The organism is Acinetobacter sp. YH12218 (assembly GCF_013417925.1).
In the GTDB taxonomy this organism is placed as follows: Bacteria; Pseudomonadota; Gammaproteobacteria; order Pseudomonadales; family Moraxellaceae; genus Acinetobacter; species Acinetobacter amyesii.
In genome coordinates, this window is the sequence record NZ_VPDB01000008.1 from 1 (window position 1) to 21,172 (window position 21,172).

General features: G+C 39.2%; 16 protein-coding genes. 12 read left to right on the plus strand and 4 right to left on the minus strand.

The features are described from left to right. Positions 1–385: 385 nt before the first annotated feature. The 12 genes from FTV03_RS03660 to FTV03_RS18135 all read left to right on the plus strand — a co-directional run bounded on the left by FTV03_RS03660 (position 386) and on the right by FTV03_RS18135 (position 13,734). Positions 386–1,258, plus strand: coding sequence for a MetQ/NlpA family ABC transporter substrate-binding protein (locus FTV03_RS03660; RefSeq protein WP_168377622.1), 873 nt, complete (start codon positions 386–388; stop codon positions 1,256–1,258). Positions 1,259–1,333: 75 nt separating this feature from the next. Next, positions 1,334–2,359, plus strand: coding sequence for a methionine ABC transporter ATP-binding protein (locus FTV03_RS03665; protein WP_180039990.1), 1,026 nt, complete (start codon positions 1,334–1,336; stop codon positions 2,357–2,359). Continuing rightward, positions 2,356–3,051 carry a methionine ABC transporter permease gene (locus tag FTV03_RS03670; protein ID WP_078188742.1) on the plus strand — a complete coding sequence of 232 codons (696 nt, stop codon included), beginning with the start codon at positions 2,356–2,358 and terminating at the stop codon, positions 3,049–3,051. Before FTV03_RS03665 ends, FTV03_RS03670 begins: the two co-directional genes overlap by 4 nt. A 172-nt stretch (positions 3,052–3,223) precedes the next feature. Further along, positions 3,224–3,895 carry a hypothetical protein gene (locus tag FTV03_RS03675; protein ID WP_257220665.1) on the plus strand — a complete coding sequence of 224 codons (672 nt, stop codon included), beginning with the start codon at positions 3,224–3,226 and terminating at the stop codon, positions 3,893–3,895. Between the two features lie 152 nt (positions 3,896–4,047). Beyond that, positions 4,048–7,620, plus strand: coding sequence for a DNA polymerase III subunit alpha (gene dnaE / locus FTV03_RS03680; RefSeq protein WP_180039993.1), 3,573 nt, complete (start codon positions 4,048–4,050; stop codon positions 7,618–7,620). A 51-nt stretch (positions 7,621–7,671) separates the two neighbouring features. Next, positions 7,672–8,514, plus strand: a complete 843-nt coding sequence (locus tag FTV03_RS03685) for an RNA methyltransferase (protein WP_180039995.1) — start codon at positions 7,672–7,674, stop codon at positions 8,512–8,514. Then, complete coding sequence (cysE, locus tag FTV03_RS03690) at positions 8,507–9,316, plus strand: serine O-acetyltransferase (RefSeq protein WP_180003858.1); 810 nt, start codon at positions 8,507–8,509, stop codon at positions 9,314–9,316. The genes FTV03_RS03685 and cysE overlap by 8 nt, the downstream gene beginning before the upstream one ends. A gap of 105 nt (positions 9,317–9,421) precedes the next feature. Continuing rightward, positions 9,422–10,336 (plus strand): ABUW_2363 family tetratricopeptide repeat lipoprotein, encoded by a 915-nt coding sequence (locus tag FTV03_RS03695; RefSeq protein WP_180039997.1) that lies wholly within the window; start codon positions 9,422–9,424, stop codon positions 10,334–10,336. Positions 10,337–10,503: 167 nt separating this feature from the next. Further along, on the plus strand, positions 10,504–12,471 hold the full coding sequence (locus FTV03_RS03700) for an esterase/lipase family protein (RefSeq protein ID WP_373687942.1): 1,968 nt from the start codon (positions 10,504–10,506) through the stop codon (positions 12,469–12,471). Between the two features lie 250 nt (positions 12,472–12,721). After that, on the plus strand, positions 12,722–13,213 hold the full coding sequence (locus tag FTV03_RS18125; protein ID WP_373685112.1) for a hypothetical protein: 492 nt from the start codon (positions 12,722–12,724) through the stop codon (positions 13,211–13,213). A 190-nt stretch (positions 13,214–13,403) separates the two neighbouring features. Further along, a complete protein-coding gene (locus tag FTV03_RS18130; protein WP_257231037.1) occupies positions 13,404–13,502 on the plus strand; it encodes a hypothetical protein in 99 nt (32 codons plus the stop codon). Positions 13,503–13,566: 64 nt separating this feature from the next. After that, positions 13,567–13,734, plus strand: coding sequence for a diguanylate cyclase domain-containing protein (locus FTV03_RS18135; RefSeq protein WP_257231038.1), 168 nt, complete (start codon positions 13,567–13,569; stop codon positions 13,732–13,734). A 428-nt stretch (positions 13,735–14,162) separates the two neighbouring features. Here FTV03_RS18135 and FTV03_RS03710 read toward each other — a convergent pair whose 3' ends face one another. The 4 genes from FTV03_RS03710 to FTV03_RS03725 are packed head-to-tail and all read right to left on the minus strand — an operon-like array spanning position 14,163 to position 21,077. Then, on the minus strand, positions 14,163–16,172 hold the full coding sequence (locus tag FTV03_RS03710) for a DUF262 domain-containing protein (protein ID WP_180040001.1): 2,010 nt from the start codon (positions 16,170–16,172) through the stop codon (positions 14,163–14,165). Continuing rightward, complete coding sequence (locus FTV03_RS03715) at positions 16,172–17,602, minus strand: DUF262 domain-containing protein (protein WP_180040003.1); 1,431 nt, start codon at positions 17,600–17,602, stop codon at positions 16,172–16,174. Before FTV03_RS03715 ends, FTV03_RS03710 begins: the two co-directional genes overlap by 1 nt. Continuing rightward, positions 17,599–18,165: a macro domain-containing protein gene (locus tag FTV03_RS03720; protein ID WP_180040005.1), complete on the minus strand. Its 567-nt coding sequence runs from the start codon at positions 18,163–18,165 to the stop codon at positions 17,599–17,601. Before FTV03_RS03720 ends, FTV03_RS03715 begins: the two co-directional genes overlap by 4 nt. Then, positions 18,165–21,077, minus strand: a complete 2,913-nt coding sequence (locus tag FTV03_RS03725) for a type I restriction endonuclease subunit R (RefSeq protein ID WP_180040007.1) — start codon at positions 21,075–21,077, stop codon at positions 18,165–18,167. Before FTV03_RS03725 ends, FTV03_RS03720 begins: the two co-directional genes overlap by 1 nt. Positions 21,078–21,172: the final 95 nt, after the last annotated feature.

Consider the following 21,172-nt stretch of genomic DNA (forward strand, 5'->3'; position numbering starts at 1 on the left):
TCATGAGAAAGCCCATATAAATGGGTAATGTACAAGTTGCTGTAGAAGCATGTTTAATTCGTCTGATCACAGATACTTTATAAAGTATTTTAATACTTTTTTGAATCAGTCAATGCGTAAGTCCTAATCACTATATTGAATAATAAAAAATTGATATGATGCCTAGCGAAATATAGAGATTTGCTTTATTAAATCTTTTGTTTACAGCAGCTTGCAATGGCTATCTTTTCCCATTTGGAAATAGACTCAGATCTAATTGTATAAGTCTGTGTAGCATTTTAAATTATTAAGCATCTATCAGCCTGTCTGATAAAAGACTTAAGTAAATCTCTCCATAATATGATTTGTGAATTTATTAATTTTATAAATTTACTCGGGTGAATATATGAAAAAGCTCCTAGGATTAGTTCTCGGTTTATCTGTTGGCCTTTCAGGCTGTGGTAAACAAGAAGCTCCTGCAACTGACGCAGCACAACAAAAAGACACTGCAGAAGTGCAAACCGTCACTATGGCTTCGACTGGTTCGGATGCTGATATTTGGCGCTACATTGCTTCGCTTCCTGAAACCAAAGAAGCTGGCATTAAACTTGAAGTGAAAAACTTCACTGACTATGTGTCTATGAACACTGCTGTAGCGAATAAAGAAATTGATGTTAACGCATTCCAATCATATGCCTATATGGTTGCGTTTAACGACAACAATAAAGATAAAATTGCACCGCTTTCGACAACTTATTTAGAACCCATGGGTATCTATTCAAGCAAAGTTAAAAAACTTGAAGAGTTTAAAACAGGTGCAACCATTGCGATTCCAAATGATGGTGCAAACGAATCACGTGCATTATTACTGCTTCAATCTGCTGGCTTAATCAAACTTAAAGCTGATTTTGACGATGTAAAAGGCACACCTGCTGACGTCACTGAAAATGCGAAGAAAATCGTAATCAAGCCAATTCAAATGGCGACGGCAGTTCGTGTGAAAGACGAAGTTGATGCGATTGTTTTGGGTAATACCCTTGCAATGGAAGGTGGTTTAAACGTACTAAAAGATGCGGTTTACTATGAGCCAATCGATCAAAGTACAAAAATGAACGTGAACATTCTTGCTGTTGCTGCTGACCGTCAAAATGACCCAGTACTACAAAAAGTAGGCGCGCTTTATCACACTCCAGCAGTTAAAGCTTACATCGATGAACATTTTGGTGGTACTAAAATTGATGTAAACAAACCCACTAGCTACCTCACTGAAGCAAAATAGTAATATAATTTCTTCAAATAAACAGGCAAAGTTTACTTTGCCTGTTTTTTCATTTTTGAACCCTTTTTTGACGCTATGATCCAATTTAAAAATATCTCCAAGCATTTTGAGCTAAAAGGCCAAACCGTTACAGCACTGGATCAGATTAATCTGGACATTCCAGATGGCTGTATTTTCGGTCTAATTGGCTACAGTGGTGCAGGCAAAAGTACCTTAATCCGTTTAATTAATTTGCTAGAACGTCCTAGTGAAGGGCAAATTATTATTCATGATAAAGACTTTACTGCTTTAAATTCGGCAGAGCTTCGTCAAGAAAGAACCAATATTGGCATGATCTTCCAGCACTTCAATTTACTGCAAACCAAAACAGTTGCAGAAAATATTGAAATGCCGCTTAAACTTTTAGGTGTAGCTAAAGCTGAACGCCAAAAACGTTTAGAAGAGTTGCTCGAATTTATTGACCTAAAACATAAGAAAAATGCCTATCCAGATGAGCTCTCTGGTGGTCAAAAACAACGTGTCGGGATTGCCCGTGCGCTTGCCAATCATCCTAAAATTTTACTGTGTGATGAAGCAACATCTGCTCTCGATCCGCAAACCACCAAATCGGTATTGGCGTTATTAAAGAAAATCAATCAAGAACAAGGCATTACCATTGTCATGGTCACCCATGAAATGGATGTGATTGAATCCGTTTGTGATTATGTTGCGGTAATGGAACAAGGGAAAGTCATCGAACATGGCTCAACTTTAGAGATTTTTAGTCAGCCAAAACACAATACAACGAAAAACTTTATTCAAACTGTATTACAGCAACAGCTCCCTGTTAATATTTTAAATAATTTAGAAAATCAAAATCATAACAGTATTTATTGTTTAAAATTCCTCGGCAGTTCGGCACAAGAAACTGTGATTCAGGCGGTAATTAAACAGTTTGATATTAGCCTGAATATTTTGTTTGCCAATATGACTGAAATTAATGGTGCGGTGATTGGACAAATGTTCGTTCAGCTATTAGGTGATACAGCATTGATTCAACAAGCGGTGGCGTTCTTAGAACAACATGGTGTTGAAGTCACTCAAGCAGGAGTTCAGCAATGAGAGATTTAATTGTTCAATGGCTGACTCAAATTACAGCACCCTTTTGGAAAAGTTCTTTGTCTATGGATCAGTTCGTCACTGCCCTACAAGAAACTTTTCACATGGTGTTCTTTGCCATGCTCTTCGGCTGTATTTGGGGTTTTATCCAGGCCGTGATCTTATATGTCTCACGTCCACAAGGCATTTTGCCTAACCGTGTCATCTACCATGGTTTGAACCCGATAGTGAATGCGCTGCGTTCATTGCCATTTATTATCCTCCTGATTGCAGTCATCCCTTTGACCAAAGTCATTGTGGGTACTTCAATTGGTACTTGGGCTGCAATTGTTCCTCTCACAATCTATGTTGGTCCTTACATTGGTCGTCTGATTGAAACTTCGTTGCTTGAAGTGAATGACGGCATCATTGAGTCTGCTCAAGCGATGGGTGCATCTCCGCTGCAAATCATTACTAAATTTGTCCTACCAGAGTCTCGTAGCTCTTTAATTTTAAACTTAACGACTGCAACCATTAGCTTAATTGGTGCAACAGCCATGGCGGGTGCAGTAGGTGCAGGCGGTATCGGTGATCTTGCCATTTCTTATGGTTATCAACGTTTTGATAGTAGCGTGGTCATCATGACCGTCATTGTATTGTTGATTTTGGTACAAATTGTTCAAAGTCTGGGGGACTGGTTATCGAAACTGCGCTAAGCCTGCATAATTCATATATTTAAGCTCTCCTCGGAGGGCTTTTTAGTGTTTAAAATTTAGTTTTTAATGCAGAACTAAAACCAAGATTTCTTTGACCCTAAATTACTTTGACGGCAAATTAGCAACACAATAGAATTTAAAATTCGCCCCTCAACATTACGTTTCCAAAAACTTGAATTACGACAAAACATCAAAAGAACAGGATTTTATATTCCCCATGGAAACTACACTGCCAGCACAAATTTTCCGCTTAACTTTTTTCACAACTGAGATATTGATCACTTCAGCAGCATCTGCATCCATTGCTGATTATGACTATGTCACTAGTATTAAGGTAAATGATGTTGACTTAGCCTTACCCTTGCCTGCATCAAAAGCAAATGCATTAATCAGCAAAAATCCAGTAAAGCTTAAATATGAATATTCAGAATGTACCGGCAATACTGAATTTCATGTCACATCAAAAGGTAAATTTCTAAAATTTGAAATTTATGCAGAGGACAATCCTCAAGTTAAAAATGATTCATTCTATAAAAATAAAAGCAGCTTCGCCCAACTTGGACAAACCAAAGGGGATGTTTGGATGGAATGGGATAAATCCACTCAAATACGCGATAAAATTCAAATTGGGTCAAAACATCTGATAAGCCAATATGACTATCAACAATTTGTAAAAGACTTTACCAAAAGTGCAAAATTAGCCAATCCCAATGAAATTGCTTATGTGATTTTACTCTCACCGACTCATGCAAAATGCGTGCTGAAAGAGCCGCATAACTATGATTTACCCTATATTGGCAATCTACTCTTCAACTTTAAAAATAGCAAATTGATAGCTTTTTAGTTAATCAAGGTATTGCTTGCTAAATGGTGATTATCATACAGCGTTTATTGATTAAACAGTGAATTTATAAATCTGTATAAAGCCATGCAATAAACGCAAGTTTGAACTCAGAGCATGCTAAAATCAGCAGCTGTTTTCGCAGGGACTCATCTATGCACTTTGTACATCTTGGTATTTTTACAGAATTTTCCATTACTGAATCTATTGTACGTATACCTGATCTTGTAAAAGCTGCAGCTGCAGATGAAATGCCCGCTCTGGCCATTACTGACCTTTCAAATCTACATGCTGCTGTAAAATTCTATAAAAAGTGCTTAGATAAAGGCATTAAACCGATTTTTGGTTCGACCCTTCGTTTGAATGATGCTGAGCACAAAGCTACTCTTCTAGCGATGACCAATAAAGGTTGGCGCAGTCTAACAGAGTTGGTTTCTGAAGGTTATATTTCAGGTCAACAGCTTGATATTCCTTGCGTAAAAAAAGATTGGATTTTAAATCAACACCAAGACCTGATTGTTTTACTGGGTATGCAAAGTGATGTCGGCAAAATGCTTTGCTCTTCCAACCCGCAAAAAGCTGAACCTCTGTTAGCTGAATGGGTCGAAAAATTTGGCAATCGTGTTTATCTAGCGATTACACGGACTGAGCGCTCGGGTGAAGAAGACTTTATTCACGAAGCAGTAAAACTTGCGAAGAAATTTAACATTGGTGTGGTTGCTCATAACGATGTGCATTTTATACGTAAAGAAGATTTCGAGGCACATGAAGCACGCGTTTGTATTGCCGATGGTTATGTCCTTGGTGACAATCGTCGCCCTAAAAATTATAGCCCTGAACAGTATTTTAAAACTGCCGAGGAAATGACGGAGCTGTTTGCAGACATTCCAACGGCTATAGAAAATACCTATCACATTGCACGACGCTGTAATGTGTCACTACGTTTAGGCTTCCATGACCTTCCCGATTATCCAATTCCTGAAGGTCATACAATTGACACCTATTTTGAACATTTATCAAAAGAAGGTTTAGAAGAACGTTTAGCGCATTTGTACCCTGTCGAACAACGTGGTGACGACTGGCCAGAAATTCGTAAGCCTTATGATGAACGTTTGGCTTATGAAGTCGGGATCATCCTGACTATGCAATTCCCAGGTTATTTCCTAATTGTCATGGACTTTATTCAATGGTCTAAAGGTAATGGCGTGCCTGTTGGTCCAGGCCGTGGTTCGGGTGCAGGTTCCTTGGTTGCCTATAGTTTAAAAATTACCGACCTAGACCCACTACGTTATGACCTACTGTTCGAACGTTTCTTAAACCCTGAACGTGTATCAATGCCCGACTTTGACGTCGATTTCTGTATTGCAGGTCGTGACCGTGTTATTGACTATGTTGCACGCACTTATGGTCGAGATGCGGTCTCTCAGATTGCAACTTTCGGTACCATGGCGGCAAAAGGTGCAATTCGTGACGTAGCCCGTGTCTTGGGTAAATCTTATGGTTTGGCTGACCGTATTTCTAAAATGATTCCAACCAAGCCTTTAGGTTTAAGTTTGGAAGAATCGATTGAGGCCGAACCACAGCTCAAAGATATTGTCACCAACCCATCAAATCCTGATAACGACGATGCAGCCGAAATTTGGGAAATGGCACTCAAACTTGAAGGCATTACCCGTAATACAGGTAAACATGCCGGTGGTGTGGTTATTGCACCAACTAAGTTAACTGACTATTCGGCTGTCCTATGTGATGCAGATGGAACTAACCGTGTAGCCCAATTCGATAAAGACGATGTGGAAGCTGCAGGTCTAGTTAAATTCGACTTCTTGGGCTTACGTAACTTAACGGTAATCGAAGATGCCATTAAGCACATTAATGCCCGTCCAGATATCACTACACCTGTCGATATTTCCTTAATTCCTTTGGATGACAAACCTGCCTATGCTGTGTTCGCAGATGCAAACACCACAGCAGTCTTCCAGTTTGAATCCGTCGGCATGAAAAAAATGCTGAAAGAGGCACGTCCAAGTAAGTTCGAAGAAATTATTGCTTTCGTGTCTTTATACCGTCCAGGCCCGATGGACCTGATTCCAGACTTTATTTACCGTATGCATGGTGGCGAGTTTGAATACTTACATCCATTACTAGAAAGTGTCCTTGAACCGACATACGGCATTATGGTGTATCAGGAACAGGTAATGCAGGCAGCGCAGTTCTGTGCTGGCTATAGCTTGGGTGGCGCGGATTTACTTCGTCGTGCCATGGGTAAAAAGAAAGTCGAAGAAATGATTAAGCACCGTCAGATCTTTACTGAAGGTGCTGCAACCAAAGGTATTGATGCAGATACGGCCAACCATATCTTCGATTATATGGAAAAATTCGCAGGCTATGGTTTTAACAAATCCCATGCCGCAGCCTACGCCCTTGTTGCATATCAAACCGCTTGGTTAAAAGCACATTTCCCTGCTGAATTTATGTCAGCAGTGATGACCTCGGAAATGCAGAATACCGATAACGTGGTGTTCTTGATCGATGACTGTCGTATTAATGGTCTTGAAGTCTTGCCACCTTCGGTCAATATGTCTTTATATAATTTCCATGCCAGCGATCCAAAAACCATCGTCTATGGTTTAGGTGCGATCAAGGGTGTCGGTGAAGCTGCCATGCAGTCTGTGATTGACTCACGTATCCAAGATGGCCCATATAAAGATCTGTTTGACTTCTGCCATCGTATTGACCTAAAAAAAATCAATAAGCGCACGCTTGAAGCATTGATTCGTGGTGGCGCATTGGATTGTTTAGGATTAGAACGCGCTGACTTGATGGCGCAATTGCCAGAAGCTGTACAAGCGGCTGACCAAGCCCGTACAAACCGCGAAACAGGGATGATGGATTTATTTGGTGAAGTTGAAGAAGTTCAGCGTAAACCTTCTAAACCTGTTAAACCGTGGTCAGATGAAGTTCGGCTTAAAGGTGAAAAAGATACTCTTGGGCTTTATCTAACAGGTCATCCGATCGATGTGTATCGATCGGAGCTAAAAGCCTTTATTTCACAGCGCATTAATGAGCTTACGCCTACACGACGTGGTGTCACTACAGTATTTGCAGGCCTCGTCGTCGATATTGCCAACTTCCCGAACCGCATGATGGTGACGCTCGATGATGGTACTGCACGTATAGAAGTGTCTGCGAATCACGAACGTTTTAACCGCTTCAAAGATGTGATTCAAAACGAAAAAGTGGTGGTCATTGAAGGTGAAATTTACGAACGTGAAGGTTTTGATCGGCCAATGGGTCGCTTAACTAAAGCCTTCAGTTTGAATGAAATCCGTCAAAAACGTGCCAATGCCATTCAAATTAAATTAACACCTGAACATTTTAGTAAAACGCTATCACGCGATATCCAAAATATTTTACTGCCTTTTTGCAATGTCGATATGTGTACGCATATCCCTGTGCAGTTATATATTGACTATCCATATGCGACGGCCGACATTCATTTGGGCTTAAACTGGAAAGTTGCCCCACTAGATGAATTACTGTCTAAGCTGCGTGACTACTTCGGCAAAGAATCTTTGCATGTCGAATATCATGTCAAATCCAAAGCTGCCAAAGCGGTAAGTTATGAACAAGCCTCTATTCCTGCGCAGGTTCCGCCACCGCCAGATGGGATGAGCATGGATGATGCCATGGATTTATATCAAGCAGAAGCCAATCAATTTTCTTAAAGTTTAAACGCTGTTTGAACTGCTTTTTTAAATAAACATATTGGAAATATCATGAATCAAACTGACAATGCTGCGGTTTCAGCACATCTCTCCCATGTGCGTATTGTCATGGTGAATACAACATTACCCGCAAATATTGGTAGTGCATTACGTGCCATGAAAACCATGGGACTTTCAAAGTTGGTCTTAGTTGCACCGAAGACTTACCCGCATCCGGACATTAATGCTTTGGCTGCCGGTGCTGTCGATTTAATTGATCAAATTGAAATCGTTGAATCATTAGAAGAAGCCATTAAAGATTGTCATATTGTCTTTGGTACTAGTGCGCGTAGTCGTACCATCCCATGGCCATTACTTGACGCTCGCCCTGCTGCTGAAATGTCTCTCAAAGCGGTCTGTGAACAACAACAAGAAATTGCCGTGGTGTTTGGCCGTGAAGACCGTGGTTTGACCAATGAAGAATTGGCAATGGCCAACTACCATGTCACTATTCCAGTGAATACTGAATATGGCGTCTTGAACGTTGCCCAAGCGATTCAGGTAATTTGCTATGAAATGCGTATGGCTGCCCTTGCACATACTGAGTTAACTGCAAATCCTGATGCCAACATGCATGTTACCGATGACATCGATATGGAATGGGATGAACCTTTGGTGACCCATGAAATGATGGAACAGTTCTACCCGCATATTGAAAAAATGCTGGCAGAGATTGAATTTATGGATCCAAAAAATCCAAGATTATTACCTTTACGCTTGCGTCGCCTATTTGGACGTATACAATTAGATCGTATGGAATACCACTTATTACGTGGCATCTTTAGCCGAGTACAGGCTTTAAATAACGGAACATGGAAAAAATCTACAGACAATGAGGATCAATCTAATGCTTAAGCAGCTCAAAGAAGATATACAGGCTGTATTCGCGCGCGATCCTGCTGCACGAAATACGCTCGAAGTCTTAACGACTTATCCAGGAATTCATGCCTTGATCATGCATCGTATGGCACATGAACTTTGGAAAAAAGAGTGTAAAGGCTCAGCTCGCTTATTGTCTTCTTTTAGCCGCTTTGCCACAGGCATTGAGATTCATCCGGGTGCGAAAATCGGTCGTCGTTTCTTCATTGACCACGGTATGGGTGTGGTGATTGGTGAAACAGCTGAAATTGGTGATGATGTCACCCTTTACCATGGTGTGACCTTAGGGGGCACAACTTGGAATAAAGGCAAACGTCACCCCACCTTGGAAGATGGCGTAGTGGTTGGCGCTGGTGCAAAGATCTTAGGCCCATTTACGGTAGGTAAAAATGCCAAAGTCGGCTCAAATGCCGTGGTGACCAAAGAAGTTCCTGCGGATACTACCGCTGTAGGTAATCCAGCACGCTTTATCACGAAAGATAAGCCAAAAGATGAAGCTGAAAGCCGTCGTCGCGATTATGCAGAAAGTATTGGTTTCCAACCGTATGCTGCAACACAAGACCAAACTGACCCAATGTTAGAAGGTATGCGTGTGTTGTTAGATCGTATTCAGCACAATGAAAAACGTATGAATAATTTGTGTCAGCGTTTGTCTCTCCTTGACCCAACGTTCAAAAAGCAACAGCTTAATGAACAACCTTTTAGTCAGGAAGAACTTAAAATCATTGAAGATGTGCGCCGCGAATGCGAAGCTCAAAGTAATCAATCTAAAGCTTAACCAAAAGCAATCATAATAAGTTGCCTTTAACTTGCATGTTGTTCAGAGTTTTTTTAGACTGACCAACATGCTTTTTTGTATAAAATAAATTAATGGATGAATCATATGACGCTTAAGCCCTTGGCAGTTGCTTGTATTGCTTTAACCCTTGCCGCTTGTGGAAGCGCCCCAACTAAAAATAATGCTCCTAAAGATGCCATGATTTTTGTAGAGCCTGAACTGACTCCACCTTTCTACGCACTCAACCCATTTAACTACGATGCACCACCTCCTTTTGAATTAAATTTACAAAAAGCTGCAGCACAGCCTGTGACTAAGATGGTGGTAACTAGCCCAACCGACCCATCTAAGCAATTAACTCTTGAAGAAAACCGCCTGATTATCCCCACTGTTGACAGCAAAGAACGTTCGATGAAATTTGCTGCTTTAGCAGGTGACAATGAAATCGACATTACTGAAATTGATGATTTCTTACAGCTTGTTGAAGGTAAAGCACGTCACTATCCACCACGTTTTGTTCAACGCCAAGAACGCAAAGGGTTTGAGCTTAAACTTAAAGAAGTGACGCAAAAATTAGATACGCTTGCGTCTAAAGACAATGCTTCTTTTGATATTTTAGTTCGTGCATTTAAAGCCAGTGTGATGGCACGTAACCTCGACTTAGGTTCTGTGTACACAACTAAATCATTAACTTACGCACAACGTATTTTAAAAATCAACCAAAATGATGCAGAAGCAAACTTCTGGTTCGGTTTTGGTTTATCTGAAGGTGGTGGTCAACGTGAAGCGATTCCATACTTAGACAAAGCAATGAAAGCCGGTGTTCAAGAAGCGTATCTTTCTGCAGCAAATAACTACATTGCAATGGAACAAAAAAAGAACGCCATTCAGGTTTTAAAGAACTATAAAGTTAAATATCCACAAGAAGCAGAAGTTGCTGATCGTTTAATTCAAGAAATTGAAAAGCAAGGCCGTTGGAATGTTTGGCAAGTTCTAAATCCACCTAAAGCTACATCTTAATTGTAACGATTTAGAAAATTCTTTTGAAAAAAGACCGTTTTAACGGTCTTTTTTCATTTAAGGCGAATTGAAAATCCTGACAATTATCGTATGATTTGAAAATATTCAACCCAATGTGCGACCCCTTTATGCAGCTAAATACTAAAACAATACTGCTCCTTGGAATCATGAGTACCAGCGTACTGAGTGGATGTCAGGTCGTCAGTGTCAAAAACCAAAAACTCAACGTTTCTATTGCCAATGAACGTGAAAGTATTATTTCTCGAAACAAACTCAGCGAAGCCAGTTTAAATGTCTTGTCGATGACAGGTCGTGAAGCCAAAGCGTGTATAGAAGACCCGAAAGCCTGTGTTGATGAACTACAACAAATCCCACAAATTCAAGACGAACAGTTACTGTCTACGGCAAGTGAATTATATTTAGCAAAAGCCATTGAATATGAGTCTTCTTCTGCCTGTAAATTAGGTCTTCTCAGTAGCCACAAATCAGAAGAAAAACAAAAAATTGAACAAGACACTTATAACAAATGTTTAGATCAACAGCTGACGCTACTGGATAAAAGTATTCGCTATAGCTACGCCTATATGTTTAAAACCAAACGTGCGCCTGCTGACCGTATTTTTGATAACCGCCAAGTTCAAATCCGAGATTTCTATAATCAAGGGATTGCTAAACTGGTTAGCAGCTATGCACTACGTTATAAACAGCAAGAAGTCACCCAACAGATCAAAGTCGGACAAACCACCTATCATATTGACTTCAGCCATTACCCAGAACTCAAAAATCGTAAAATTGAACAATTGATGTCAACCTATAACCTCAACTTCTCAGGTTTACGTTCAATTACCCGCCGAGATGGTTTTGGTTCCGAATTCCTTGTGGTTTTACCCGAAGAACATACAGTTGAAACAGGCAAAGCCAAATACATTATCAACCCAATAGATTTTAAATATCCGTCTGGTTCAAACCCTAATATCCATCAAGCGCGCTATTTAGCTGCAACCTTAACAGCGGAACCTGTAAGCACCACAACTTCAGTTGATCAAATTTTAAATCAGCATGAGTTTCAAATTAAGGCTTACGACCCGTACAAATATGAACAGGTCAATATTGCCAATAAAAACTATGCCCTTGCAGCCAATTTTTCTGCACCTTATGGTCTTTGGTTAGCACAAAACAACTTGGGCAAGGCAGCATATTTATCCCTGATTGACCGTGATGAAAAACTCACGATGCCACATTTATACATGCTTGAACCATATAATCCTGACAAAAAAGTCATCGTTTTGGTACATGGTCTTGCTAGTAGCCCTGAAGCATGGATTCGTCTGACTAACGATATTATGGGCGATTCTGTGCTACGTGAGCATTATCAAGTGTGGCAAGTGTTCTATTCAACCAACATGCCGATTATTGAAAGCCGCTTCCAAATTTATTCCATATTGACTCAAACTTTTAATAAAGTCGACGCCAATGCTGCAGCTAAAAAAGATGCGGTTTTAGTTGGTCATAGTATGGGCGGAATTATTGCACGACTACTGGTTAGCCAAGCCGATACCACACAATCTGCTTTGAAAATGATGAACTCACGTCAATTAAATCAGTACCGCAATATTCCAGTCGTGAAGCAGCGTATGGTAATTGACGATATTCCAAATTTCAGCCGTGCGATTTTCTTGGCTGCACCGCATCGTGGTACTGAATACGCAGATCGTTGGTTTACCAAAGCTGCTCGAAAAATCATTAAACTTCCGGGCGCTTTCTTATCAGCCATGGGTGATGTGTTAACTCAGGAAGAAGACCTGAAAGATTTATTCCGTGAAATCGACCACGGCTTAATCCAAAATGGACCAAGTGACTTAAGCCACCAATCCAAATTTATTGCGCTCACTGAAGATATTCAGCCACGTATAGGTTTGAAGTTTCACTCAATTATGGGAAATAACACCAACAGCCAAGATAAAAATGTAATCTCAGATGATGTCGTGCCATACACCAGTGCGCATTTAGAGGGTGCTGTTTCAGAAAAGATCATTAAAGGTGGTCATTCAATTCAAGAAACCCCAGAAGCTGTACTCGAACTACGCCGTATATTACGTTTGCATTTGATTGAACTTGGCCTCTATAAACCATAATCCAATACAGCATTTAATTTGATCTACATATTTTAAAACCGATCTCAGGATCGGTTTTTTTCATTTCTGCATTTACTTGAATATGCCAATATTCACATAATTATTATATAAGCCTTTATTTTTTAATCATTTTAAAACTCAAAATCACTTGTTAAATTTTATACAAATCTTATATTAGAGATAAATACGGGTTAAATATAGACAAAAAAGTTGTGCACATATCCTAAATTTTTTATGAGCATATCGAATTATGAAATTAAAAGGCTCAAAGTTACTTCATCGGGATGAAATTGAGGGTTTAATCAAAACTCGATTAAATAAAGTTTATTTTACGCCAAATTTAGAATCCATTTATCAGCCGCTCTACCGTGATGAAGCGGCGAAAGAATTTCGTTTTCGCGGGATCATTATTTTTTTCCTGTATGCCCTGTTATGTTCGGGGATTTATCAAGTGATTCCTGCGGGTCATGACGCAGTTTTATGGATTTCTCTGTACATTTGGGTGGGGATTATCATTCTGAGTGCATGGGTTTTATCTTTTGTTCCGCGTTTGAACCGTTATTTTGATGCTTATACTTGTTTAGGCTCGATGTGCGCTGTTGCGATCACATTTATCATCATTACCATGATTGGTAATTATCACAATGATGCGCTATTACATGCTGCCATGATGTATACCGTGGTCATCATCTATGCCTTTGTTGGTATGCGTTTTTATATTGCCATGGTTGCGGGTTGGTAGAACATGACCCACTGACTGGGCTAGCAAACCGTCGTCCGTTATAAGGAGCTTTAGAACAGCTATGGCATTATGCCCTACGCCATCAACAGCCTTTAAGCATCATGGTGATCGATATCGATTTTTTTAAAATTAAAATGATCATTTAGGTCATCAGGCGGGTGACATCTGCCTCACACAAATTACTGAGGTTTTGTCTCAAATCACCAATCGAAATGGTGAGTTAGCTGCACACTATGGCAGCGAAGGTTTTTTACTCTTCTTTAGGGTGTTAACTGAAGCTGAAAATTGAACCTTTGGCAGCCGATTTATTACGCAGAATTTAATCACTCGAACTTCCACATCCAGCCAGCCATATGTCTAAATTTGTGAAGATTAGCATCGGTACGGAAACGATCATTCCATCTAAACCTGATAAAATTCAAAAATTTATATTGGCTGCCGATCAAGCGCTTTACCTTGCAAAAGGCAGCGGTCGCAACCAATATCGATTAGCTGAGGGTGAAGCGCAGCTAGATGTTTGAGTCAGTCTATCGCTTTGTGAATTTATCCATTGTTGAATTTACACACAGACTTTTTAGCGTTTATAAATAATATTTTGACTGCTTTTTTTACATGCAGACAAACCTTTTCTGGCATTTTCCTGTCACTTTTTTTGCTAGAATCAGCAACACGATTTGTTAACGTACACCTGTGGTTTTGAATGAAGAGACAATATAAATATAAGGACTTTTTCTAAATCCAATTTTCATCAAAACAGTGTTTTTCGTTTAGCAGCGCACAAATTTTTATTTTAAGGTATTTCGTTTCATGCAAGCTGATAATTCCAAAGTTGACCTTTCAACCCTGACCCCGATGATGCATTAGTATCTTATTATTGATTTTATTATATTTTTTATAACCACTTGAGATTTAGTACACTAAAAGGTATACATAATAAAAAAGCATGCCTCTAAGAGCATGCTTTTCCGTTTAAATCTTCTATCAGTAACTCTATCATATCATGCTGATGTTTTTCTATACTCGCTTCATTCCACTCAGATTCGTTCTTCTCAACAATCTGCATCATCAACTCTAACTTCAAACTGATTGGTACTTTCGTATGCTTCCTTAGCCAATTCGCTTTTTGAATCGGCATATCATTAGTAAGTGAAGAGTTTTCACTTTGATTCACTAAGCCTAAATTACCAAAACTATGTAACACCGATTTATCAGTAAATGCATCGCCTACCTTAGGATCCTGCGGATAAAAATGCTCAATTGAGTCCTTATAACTAAAGTAAAACTTAGTATGACTCCCTTTTTCCTTCTTTAACAAAAGGTAATCTAAATAGTTAAAACAGAAGTAAGGAAGCTTTCCATAAGTAAAATGCGTTTCTATATCTTCTGCAGTGACCACATTGTTACGATCAGCTTCGTCGCCATACATAAAACTTTCATAGTCTTGCTTTGTACTTAAGTACCGATTTGTGATCAAAGTACGTGCAAAATTTTCCACAAATGTAAAATAAGCATCGAAATCAATACTTTTGTCACTATGATTTATGAGCCAATATAAAACGCTCAACAACCAGTTCTTACGTGCATGTGTCGGGTAGGAAACATGAAATGCAGATAGAAGCATCACGAGGTTTCTTTGACCACCTTCTAATGCGAATTCACTTTCGCCCTCCGTTTCAGATTGTGAAAAGGTATTCACATAGCTCACATTACCAGAACTATAGTATTTAGGTTTCTTGAGTGACCAACCTTTGTGCTGAGGACTATTCTCACGTTTGATGACATACAGATCGAATAAATATCGTGTTTTTAAAAGGAGGTAAATAAAGGCTTTGGCATGACTTGCATCTACAATTGTGTGTTTAAAGCTTTCTAATAAAGTCTTATCATCGAGTGCAATCTTGCTAGCATCGCCATCTTTCAACTGCGTTTTGACATAAATTTTCAAAACTTGCATCAGGAAGTTTGGATAATCAATGATGCTTGCAAAACGCTCACTCGATTCTTCATTGGGATTCTGACTCATAGGAACAGGATTAAGCTTTAGAATTCCTTCTAAAGTCAGCTCATCCCCATAAGAGCTATTACCTTCTGTACTTACATCTTTCGATTGCGTTTCGAGAGATAGGCATGACTTAAGGTATTCATAGTCTTTGACACACCATTCATGATATGAATCACCAAATATTTGCTTTCTATCAGTTGGGTTAAAACCATAGGCAACATATTTGTACATATCCTGACATGCTGACCAGACTTGATGAACCACATGACGATCATCTTCATTCGTACTTAATAAACTTAGAAAATGTGCCTTAATCACTTCATGCGCTTCTAACTGCTCCCCACGGTTATTCAGTGCATCAAAATAATGTGTCACATCAGCAAGCTCTGGAATGATCGTGCGTAAAATTACAACCTGATCCAATAGATAGCCTGCAAACTCTGCAAGCTTATCTTCTTGGACAATCTTGAGGCATTCTTCCTGAATAATGCGATAACCTCTGAGAATAGCGTGATCCCCATGTTGTGCGTTTAATCGATCTATTTCTTGTTCGATAGATTGAGATTGATTACTCACAAACTTCCATAATGCATTTAGAAGAATTTCTGACTTTTCACGGCTTTCAAATTTTAAGCGTATGGTATTGAATTGATCTAATTTTGGATTTTTAAGTTTAGACTTTAAAAATAAAGCCATAAGATTTAAGGTTGTAAAGCGTTGTTGTCCATCTAACACTTCAAAGTAGTGCTCTTTCTTTGCGACCACCAAACTACCGATATAATAGTTTTCACGAGTGGTCTGTGACTTTAAATAATAGTCATAAACATCCTGTATCAATGCTCGAATCTGTGGTCTTCCCCAAGCATAATTTCTTTGATATACAGGAATTTGATAATTTACTTCCTTCTCAGTTAATAATTCCAAGATAGTATATGGCTTTGATTGCGCTATAGACATTATGCTTGCTCCGCCATGTATTTCATTTCTTTGAACAATTTTTCAATACCTTTGGCTTTGCTTGTTTGGCTAGCTTTGATATAGATATTCAAGGAAAAATTAAAGAATTCTTTGGGTCTTAGTGATTCGCCCAAACGCTTAAAGAGATTCTGACCTATCACATGGTTCTCAATACTAGACTCATAAATACTGGATTGCTTAAGGCGTAAGCTGTATGCCCAAATAAATCCTATCTCCAAAGCACTCGAAAACTCCGCTTCACCAAAGCGATCATAGTAAGCCAACAAAAAAGCATTGAGCACTTTTCGTACATAGCCATCACCTGTCCTTGTTCTGCCAGAATAATCATAATCTTTAGGATTTTCAGTCAAGGTACCATTAATGACTTGCCAAATTTTTTGCGACATTGTTGTTGTTAATAATGGCTCGACCCAATCATCATGATCTCGTGAATTAGAATTAAGCAATGCCAAAGCTTTACTTTCATAATGGCTAAACCACTCAAAAAAACGTCGTCCATTGATCATGGTTTGAGTGATTTGAAATGGATAAGCCAAATGTATGTTATCTACCTTGCGGAAGCGATCATTGTTGTACTCATCAACCATACTGTGCAAGATACGATATGACTGGCTCAGTGGAAACTGATCTTCCTGATACAGTGACAAACCTTTAAAGCCCTCCACCTGCTCTTTACCAAAGTGGAATGCCTTTTCCCCTTTCGTCCATTGTCTGATGGGATAGAGGAAATGAGAAAATATTCGATGAACTTCCTTTTCATCCCTCTGCTCCCATTGCTGAACGGCTTTGGTTTTCAACTCAGATTCTGATGGATCAAATTCTCTCAGGTGGTATGCCTTCAACAAATCATGTGGATGAAGATCTAATCCTCTGGAGTTCTGTGAATCAAAGAACTGGAATGCTTCAGAAAGTTTGCTGAGTTCAACAACCACGAACTCACATTTACTCAGCAGAATATTAAAATATTCATCTAAGGGCTTTGAGCGAGGCTTATCAATCAGCTTTTCAACAACTTCGTAATTTCGACGTAAGTTTTCTTGGGTGATGCGACAAGCAGGAATCCCTAAACTGAACTCAGGCAACCCCAACTTGTTAAGTTGAGCCTTTCTCGCCTGCAAAGCATGCCAAATTAAATAAAAAGTGAGTGTACGTTGCTGACCATCTACAATATTTTTTTTTGCTTCATCAGATTCCTTATGCAGAACAATTGTCCCTAGACGATACTTGTAACGATCATCATCACGGTTCTTTGTTGTAATTCCTGCAACAAAATAATCTAGGTCATCAAACAGTGTTCTGACATGCTTCTCTGTCCACTTATAAGGACGTTGATAATCAGGAATACTTAAATGCTGTTTGTACAGTTCTTTTAACGAGATCACTCTCGGAGTGAGTGTTGCGGTGGTCATATTTTTTCAATCTTAATTTCTAAATTTTCATCATGTAGATTGCTCAAGATAGTCTGATAAATCTGATAATTTTCAGCATCCTTGATGACAAAAACCACTTCATCTATCCATGAATAATCTGGCAAGGTAGATAATACTGTACCTATCGCTATTTCTCCTGCCAATTGCTTTGGAAAAGCATAAACACCTGTAGAGATGGAAGGGAATGAAACTTTTTTAGCACGTACTTCATTCGCTTTGATCAAGGCATTTGAGTATGCACTACATAGCAATTCTGCTTCATTATGCTTACCATCCAACCATCTTGGTCCAACGGCATGGATAAGGTATTGCGCTGGCAAATCGCCTGCGATGGTGACTTCTGCCTGCCCTGTAGGACATCCACCCTTGAGCTTATTCAGCTCTATACAGGCTTGCTTCATTTGCAAGCCTGCTTTTTTATGGATGATATAATCTAGACCACCACCACCTAACAATGACTTATTTGCAGAATTCACAATTGCGTCCACAGGGTAAGTCGTGATATCACCCTGTAACAATGTCACTCGTTTTTTAGTACCCATTACAATTTCAAACTATATCGGCTTAACAATTCTGAAGTCTTGGCATGTAACTCTGCGAAATAACGATTACGCTTAAGCAACGGCGGTTTTTGAATCGGGAGTTCTTTAATTTCGTGAGGCAATGGAAGACGCTCGGTAAAATTAAAGTTATCTGCCACTTTATCAAACTCAGGCTTTTTCAATTGCTCATCACGGCAGAAACCCTCATAGGCTTGAGCTCGCTCTGCATCCCAAAATGCTGAAAATGCCTGCTTCACTGTTTGACCTGTGATCATCTTTGGCAATTGCTCATTGATGAATTTTTCGATCAGGTCTTTTTTGTTATACATCTTGGCATCATTGCTCAACATATCCATCAACTCTTTTCTACGTTGATCTTTCTGCGCCTGAGTTGATGCCCCTGCAATCAGTCCAAGCAGTGCCATGATGTAATCTTGATTCACACGGTCGTTATGCACCAATTCAAGCTGGAAGTCGATATCATCTAAGACAGAGACTTTTTCCTTGCCATCAGATGGCTGTTTGATGCGGTTATAGAGGTCTTTATATTTCCCTTTATAGTCTTCCAAATCTTGCGGACTGATTGGCGCCTTATTTTTGTCGAACTCGGTAAACATATTGAGTAAGTTACTGAGGCGCAAGACTTCTCTAAACGTCTCCACGAATTTTAATTGTTCAACTTCAAGCTTTAAGTCATCTACATTCTGACAGTTTGGCGTCAAGGTTTTTAACTGCGCTACTGCTGTTTCGTACTGTCCTAAGAAAACATTCATTTCAGGTACAGTGACAACATCAACGGTATTTTTATTTGAGAATAATGCCAGTGCTTTATCTGTCGCTTGTTTTAAATTGCGATAACACACCACGTTACCGAATGGCTTAGATGGCTTGTATACACGGTTGGTACGTGAGAATGCCTGAATCAAACCATGATATTTTAAGTTTTTATCGACATAGATGGTATTGAGTGGTTTTGAATCAAACCCTGTCAGGAACATATTCACCACAAGCAGTAAGTCAATCTGCTCATCTTTTTCATACTTGATGTTATAGAACTTCACTCGCTTGCCAAGGTTCTGATAATACTCATAGAAACTTTCTGTCGTGTTGTAGCTTGAACCATAGGTTGCATTGTACTGTGCAATATAACGATCCAATTTGGCTTTACGTGACTCGTCTACACTGTTTGGTGCATCTACAGGCTCTTCAGCAATCATACCTGCTTCTGTTTCTTCTATACTTGCTTGCTGATCTTGCTCTTCTGTCGCGTAAGAAAATATCGTTCTTACGGAGATAGGCTGAAAATAGCTTCCATTACGTTTTGCCTCTTCCGCCATTTCTGCCTGCACTTTTTCAAATAGCTCATAATACTGAATCAAGTTCTCGACTGAACTGACACAGAACATGGCACAGAACTCTCGGTTCTTAGTCTTCTTATCATGGATGCTTAAGATATGACGAACAATTTTTTCCAAGCGTTCTGGATGGTCGTAAAGCTCTTTGGTATCAATAGCTTCAACTTGCTCATTTGGCTCACTTGCATCTGTATTGCTGTATTTACCCCAATAATCAATTTGGAATGGCAATACGTTTTTGTCTGTGATGGCATCTACAATCAGGTATTCATGCAGTCTTACAGGGAATAGATACTCCGTGGTAAAGGTCTCACCCGATTTCTTTAGGCTGTTGGTGGAAAAGATCGGTGTGCCTGTAAAACCAAACATCTGTGCATTTTTAAAGAAGCGTTTAATGTTCTGATGGGTTTCACCAAATTGGCTACGGTGACATTCATCAAAGATAAAAATGACTTTTTCATCTTGTAGATCCGCCATCTCTTTTTGGTGTCGATCTTTAGTGATCGCATTATTCAGCTTTTGGATGGTGGTGAGAACAAGACGATTATCTAAAGAGCGTAACTGTTGGATCAGATTCGCTGTGTTGTTGGTGCTGTCTACAGAGCCTTCTCGATAGGCATTGAATTCTGTATAGGTTTGTTCGTCTAGATCCTTACGGTCAACCACAAAAATGACACGACGAATTTCAGGATTTTTGATTAGCAATTGACTTGCCTTAAACGAAGTTAATGTTTTACCTGAACCCGTTGTATGCCAGATATAGGCATTTTCCTTTGAGGTCTGTACATGCTGAACCATACGCTCAATCGCATAGATTTGGTATGGGCGCAGAATCATCAAAAATTCATCTGAGTGATGCAAGACAATGTACTGAGACAGCATCTTGAAGGCATGTGCAGGATTTAAAAATGCATTCGTAAATTCTGTAAGGTCATTAATGTTTTTATTGTTTTCATCTGCCCAAGGGAAAGCGAACTCAATACTCTTTGTACCATTGGCATAATACAAACAGTTCACGCCGTTGCTGATTACAAAGAACTGGATATAACCAAATAAGCCATCACCTGCTTTATAAGCTGTTTTTGCGTATTCAATCGTTTGCTTAAAGGCTTGCTGAATTTCTACGCCACGTCGTTTTAGTTCCACTTGTATCAGAGGAAAGCCATTCACCAATAAAGTCACATCAAAACGACTGGTCTTACCATTCAAAGTAGAATGGTCAGATACGATTTGATTAGAAACTTGAAAAGTATTGTCTAATGCATTTTCACCAAGAAAATACAAATGTTTGACTGTGCCATCATCAAATTTTAATGGAAAACGATCACGTAATAACTGTGCCTTTCTAAATACGGTATTTTCTTTAGTAAGGTAATGCCAAACCTGTTTCCATTCTTGTTCTGAAAATGGATTTGAGAGTTGATTAAGTTTTTGAATTTGTAGTTTTAAGTTATCAAGCAATGCCTTTTCGGTGCGTAGATACACCCTTTGATAGCCTAGTCCTTCAAGTTGTTGAATGAAGTTATTTTCTAGCTCAAGTTCTGCTTGTGTACTCACTCTTCAGTCTCTTATTCGATATTTATAAAACAATGATTTAAATCATTTTAAAATGTTAAAATAGCACTTATTAAGTGCATTTCATATACAACGGA

Excerpts from the sequence above, each read along its gene's own strand:
- cysE (WP_180003858.1), top strand. The coding sequence starts at position 8,507 with ATGCTTAAGCAGCTCAAAGAAGATATACAGGCTGTATTCGCGCGCGAT.
- dnaE (WP_180039993.1), top strand. The coding sequence starts at position 4,048 with ATGCACTTTGTACATCTTGGTATTTTTACAGAATTTTCCATTACTGAA.
- FTV03_RS03700 (WP_373687942.1), top strand. The coding sequence starts at position 10,504 with ATGAGTACCAGCGTACTGAGTGGATGTCAGGTCGTCAGTGTCAAAAAC.
- FTV03_RS03665 (WP_180039990.1), top strand. The coding sequence starts at position 1,334 with ATGATCCAATTTAAAAATATCTCCAAGCATTTTGAGCTAAAAGGCCAA.
- FTV03_RS03715 (WP_180040003.1), bottom strand. The coding sequence starts at position 17,602 with ATGACCACCGCAACACTCACTCCGAGAGTGATCTCGTTAAAAGAACTG.
- FTV03_RS03720 (WP_180040005.1), bottom strand. The coding sequence starts at position 18,165 with ATGGGTACTAAAAAACGAGTGACATTGTTACAGGGTGATATCACGACT.
- FTV03_RS03685 (WP_180039995.1), top strand. The coding sequence starts at position 7,672 with ATGAATCAAACTGACAATGCTGCGGTTTCAGCACATCTCTCCCATGTG.
- FTV03_RS03670 (WP_078188742.1), top strand. The coding sequence starts at position 2,356 with ATGAGAGATTTAATTGTTCAATGGCTGACTCAAATTACAGCACCCTTT.
- FTV03_RS03695 (WP_180039997.1), top strand. The coding sequence starts at position 9,422 with ATGACGCTTAAGCCCTTGGCAGTTGCTTGTATTGCTTTAACCCTTGCC.
- FTV03_RS03710 (WP_180040001.1), bottom strand. The coding sequence starts at position 16,172 with ATGTCTATAGCGCAATCAAAGCCATATACTATCTTGGAATTATTAACT.
- FTV03_RS03660 (WP_168377622.1), top strand. The coding sequence starts at position 386 with ATGAAAAAGCTCCTAGGATTAGTTCTCGGTTTATCTGTTGGCCTTTCA.
- FTV03_RS18135 (WP_257231038.1), top strand. The coding sequence starts at position 13,567 with ATGTCTAAATTTGTGAAGATTAGCATCGGTACGGAAACGATCATTCCA.
- FTV03_RS18125 (WP_373685112.1), top strand. The coding sequence starts at position 12,722 with ATGAAATTAAAAGGCTCAAAGTTACTTCATCGGGATGAAATTGAGGGT.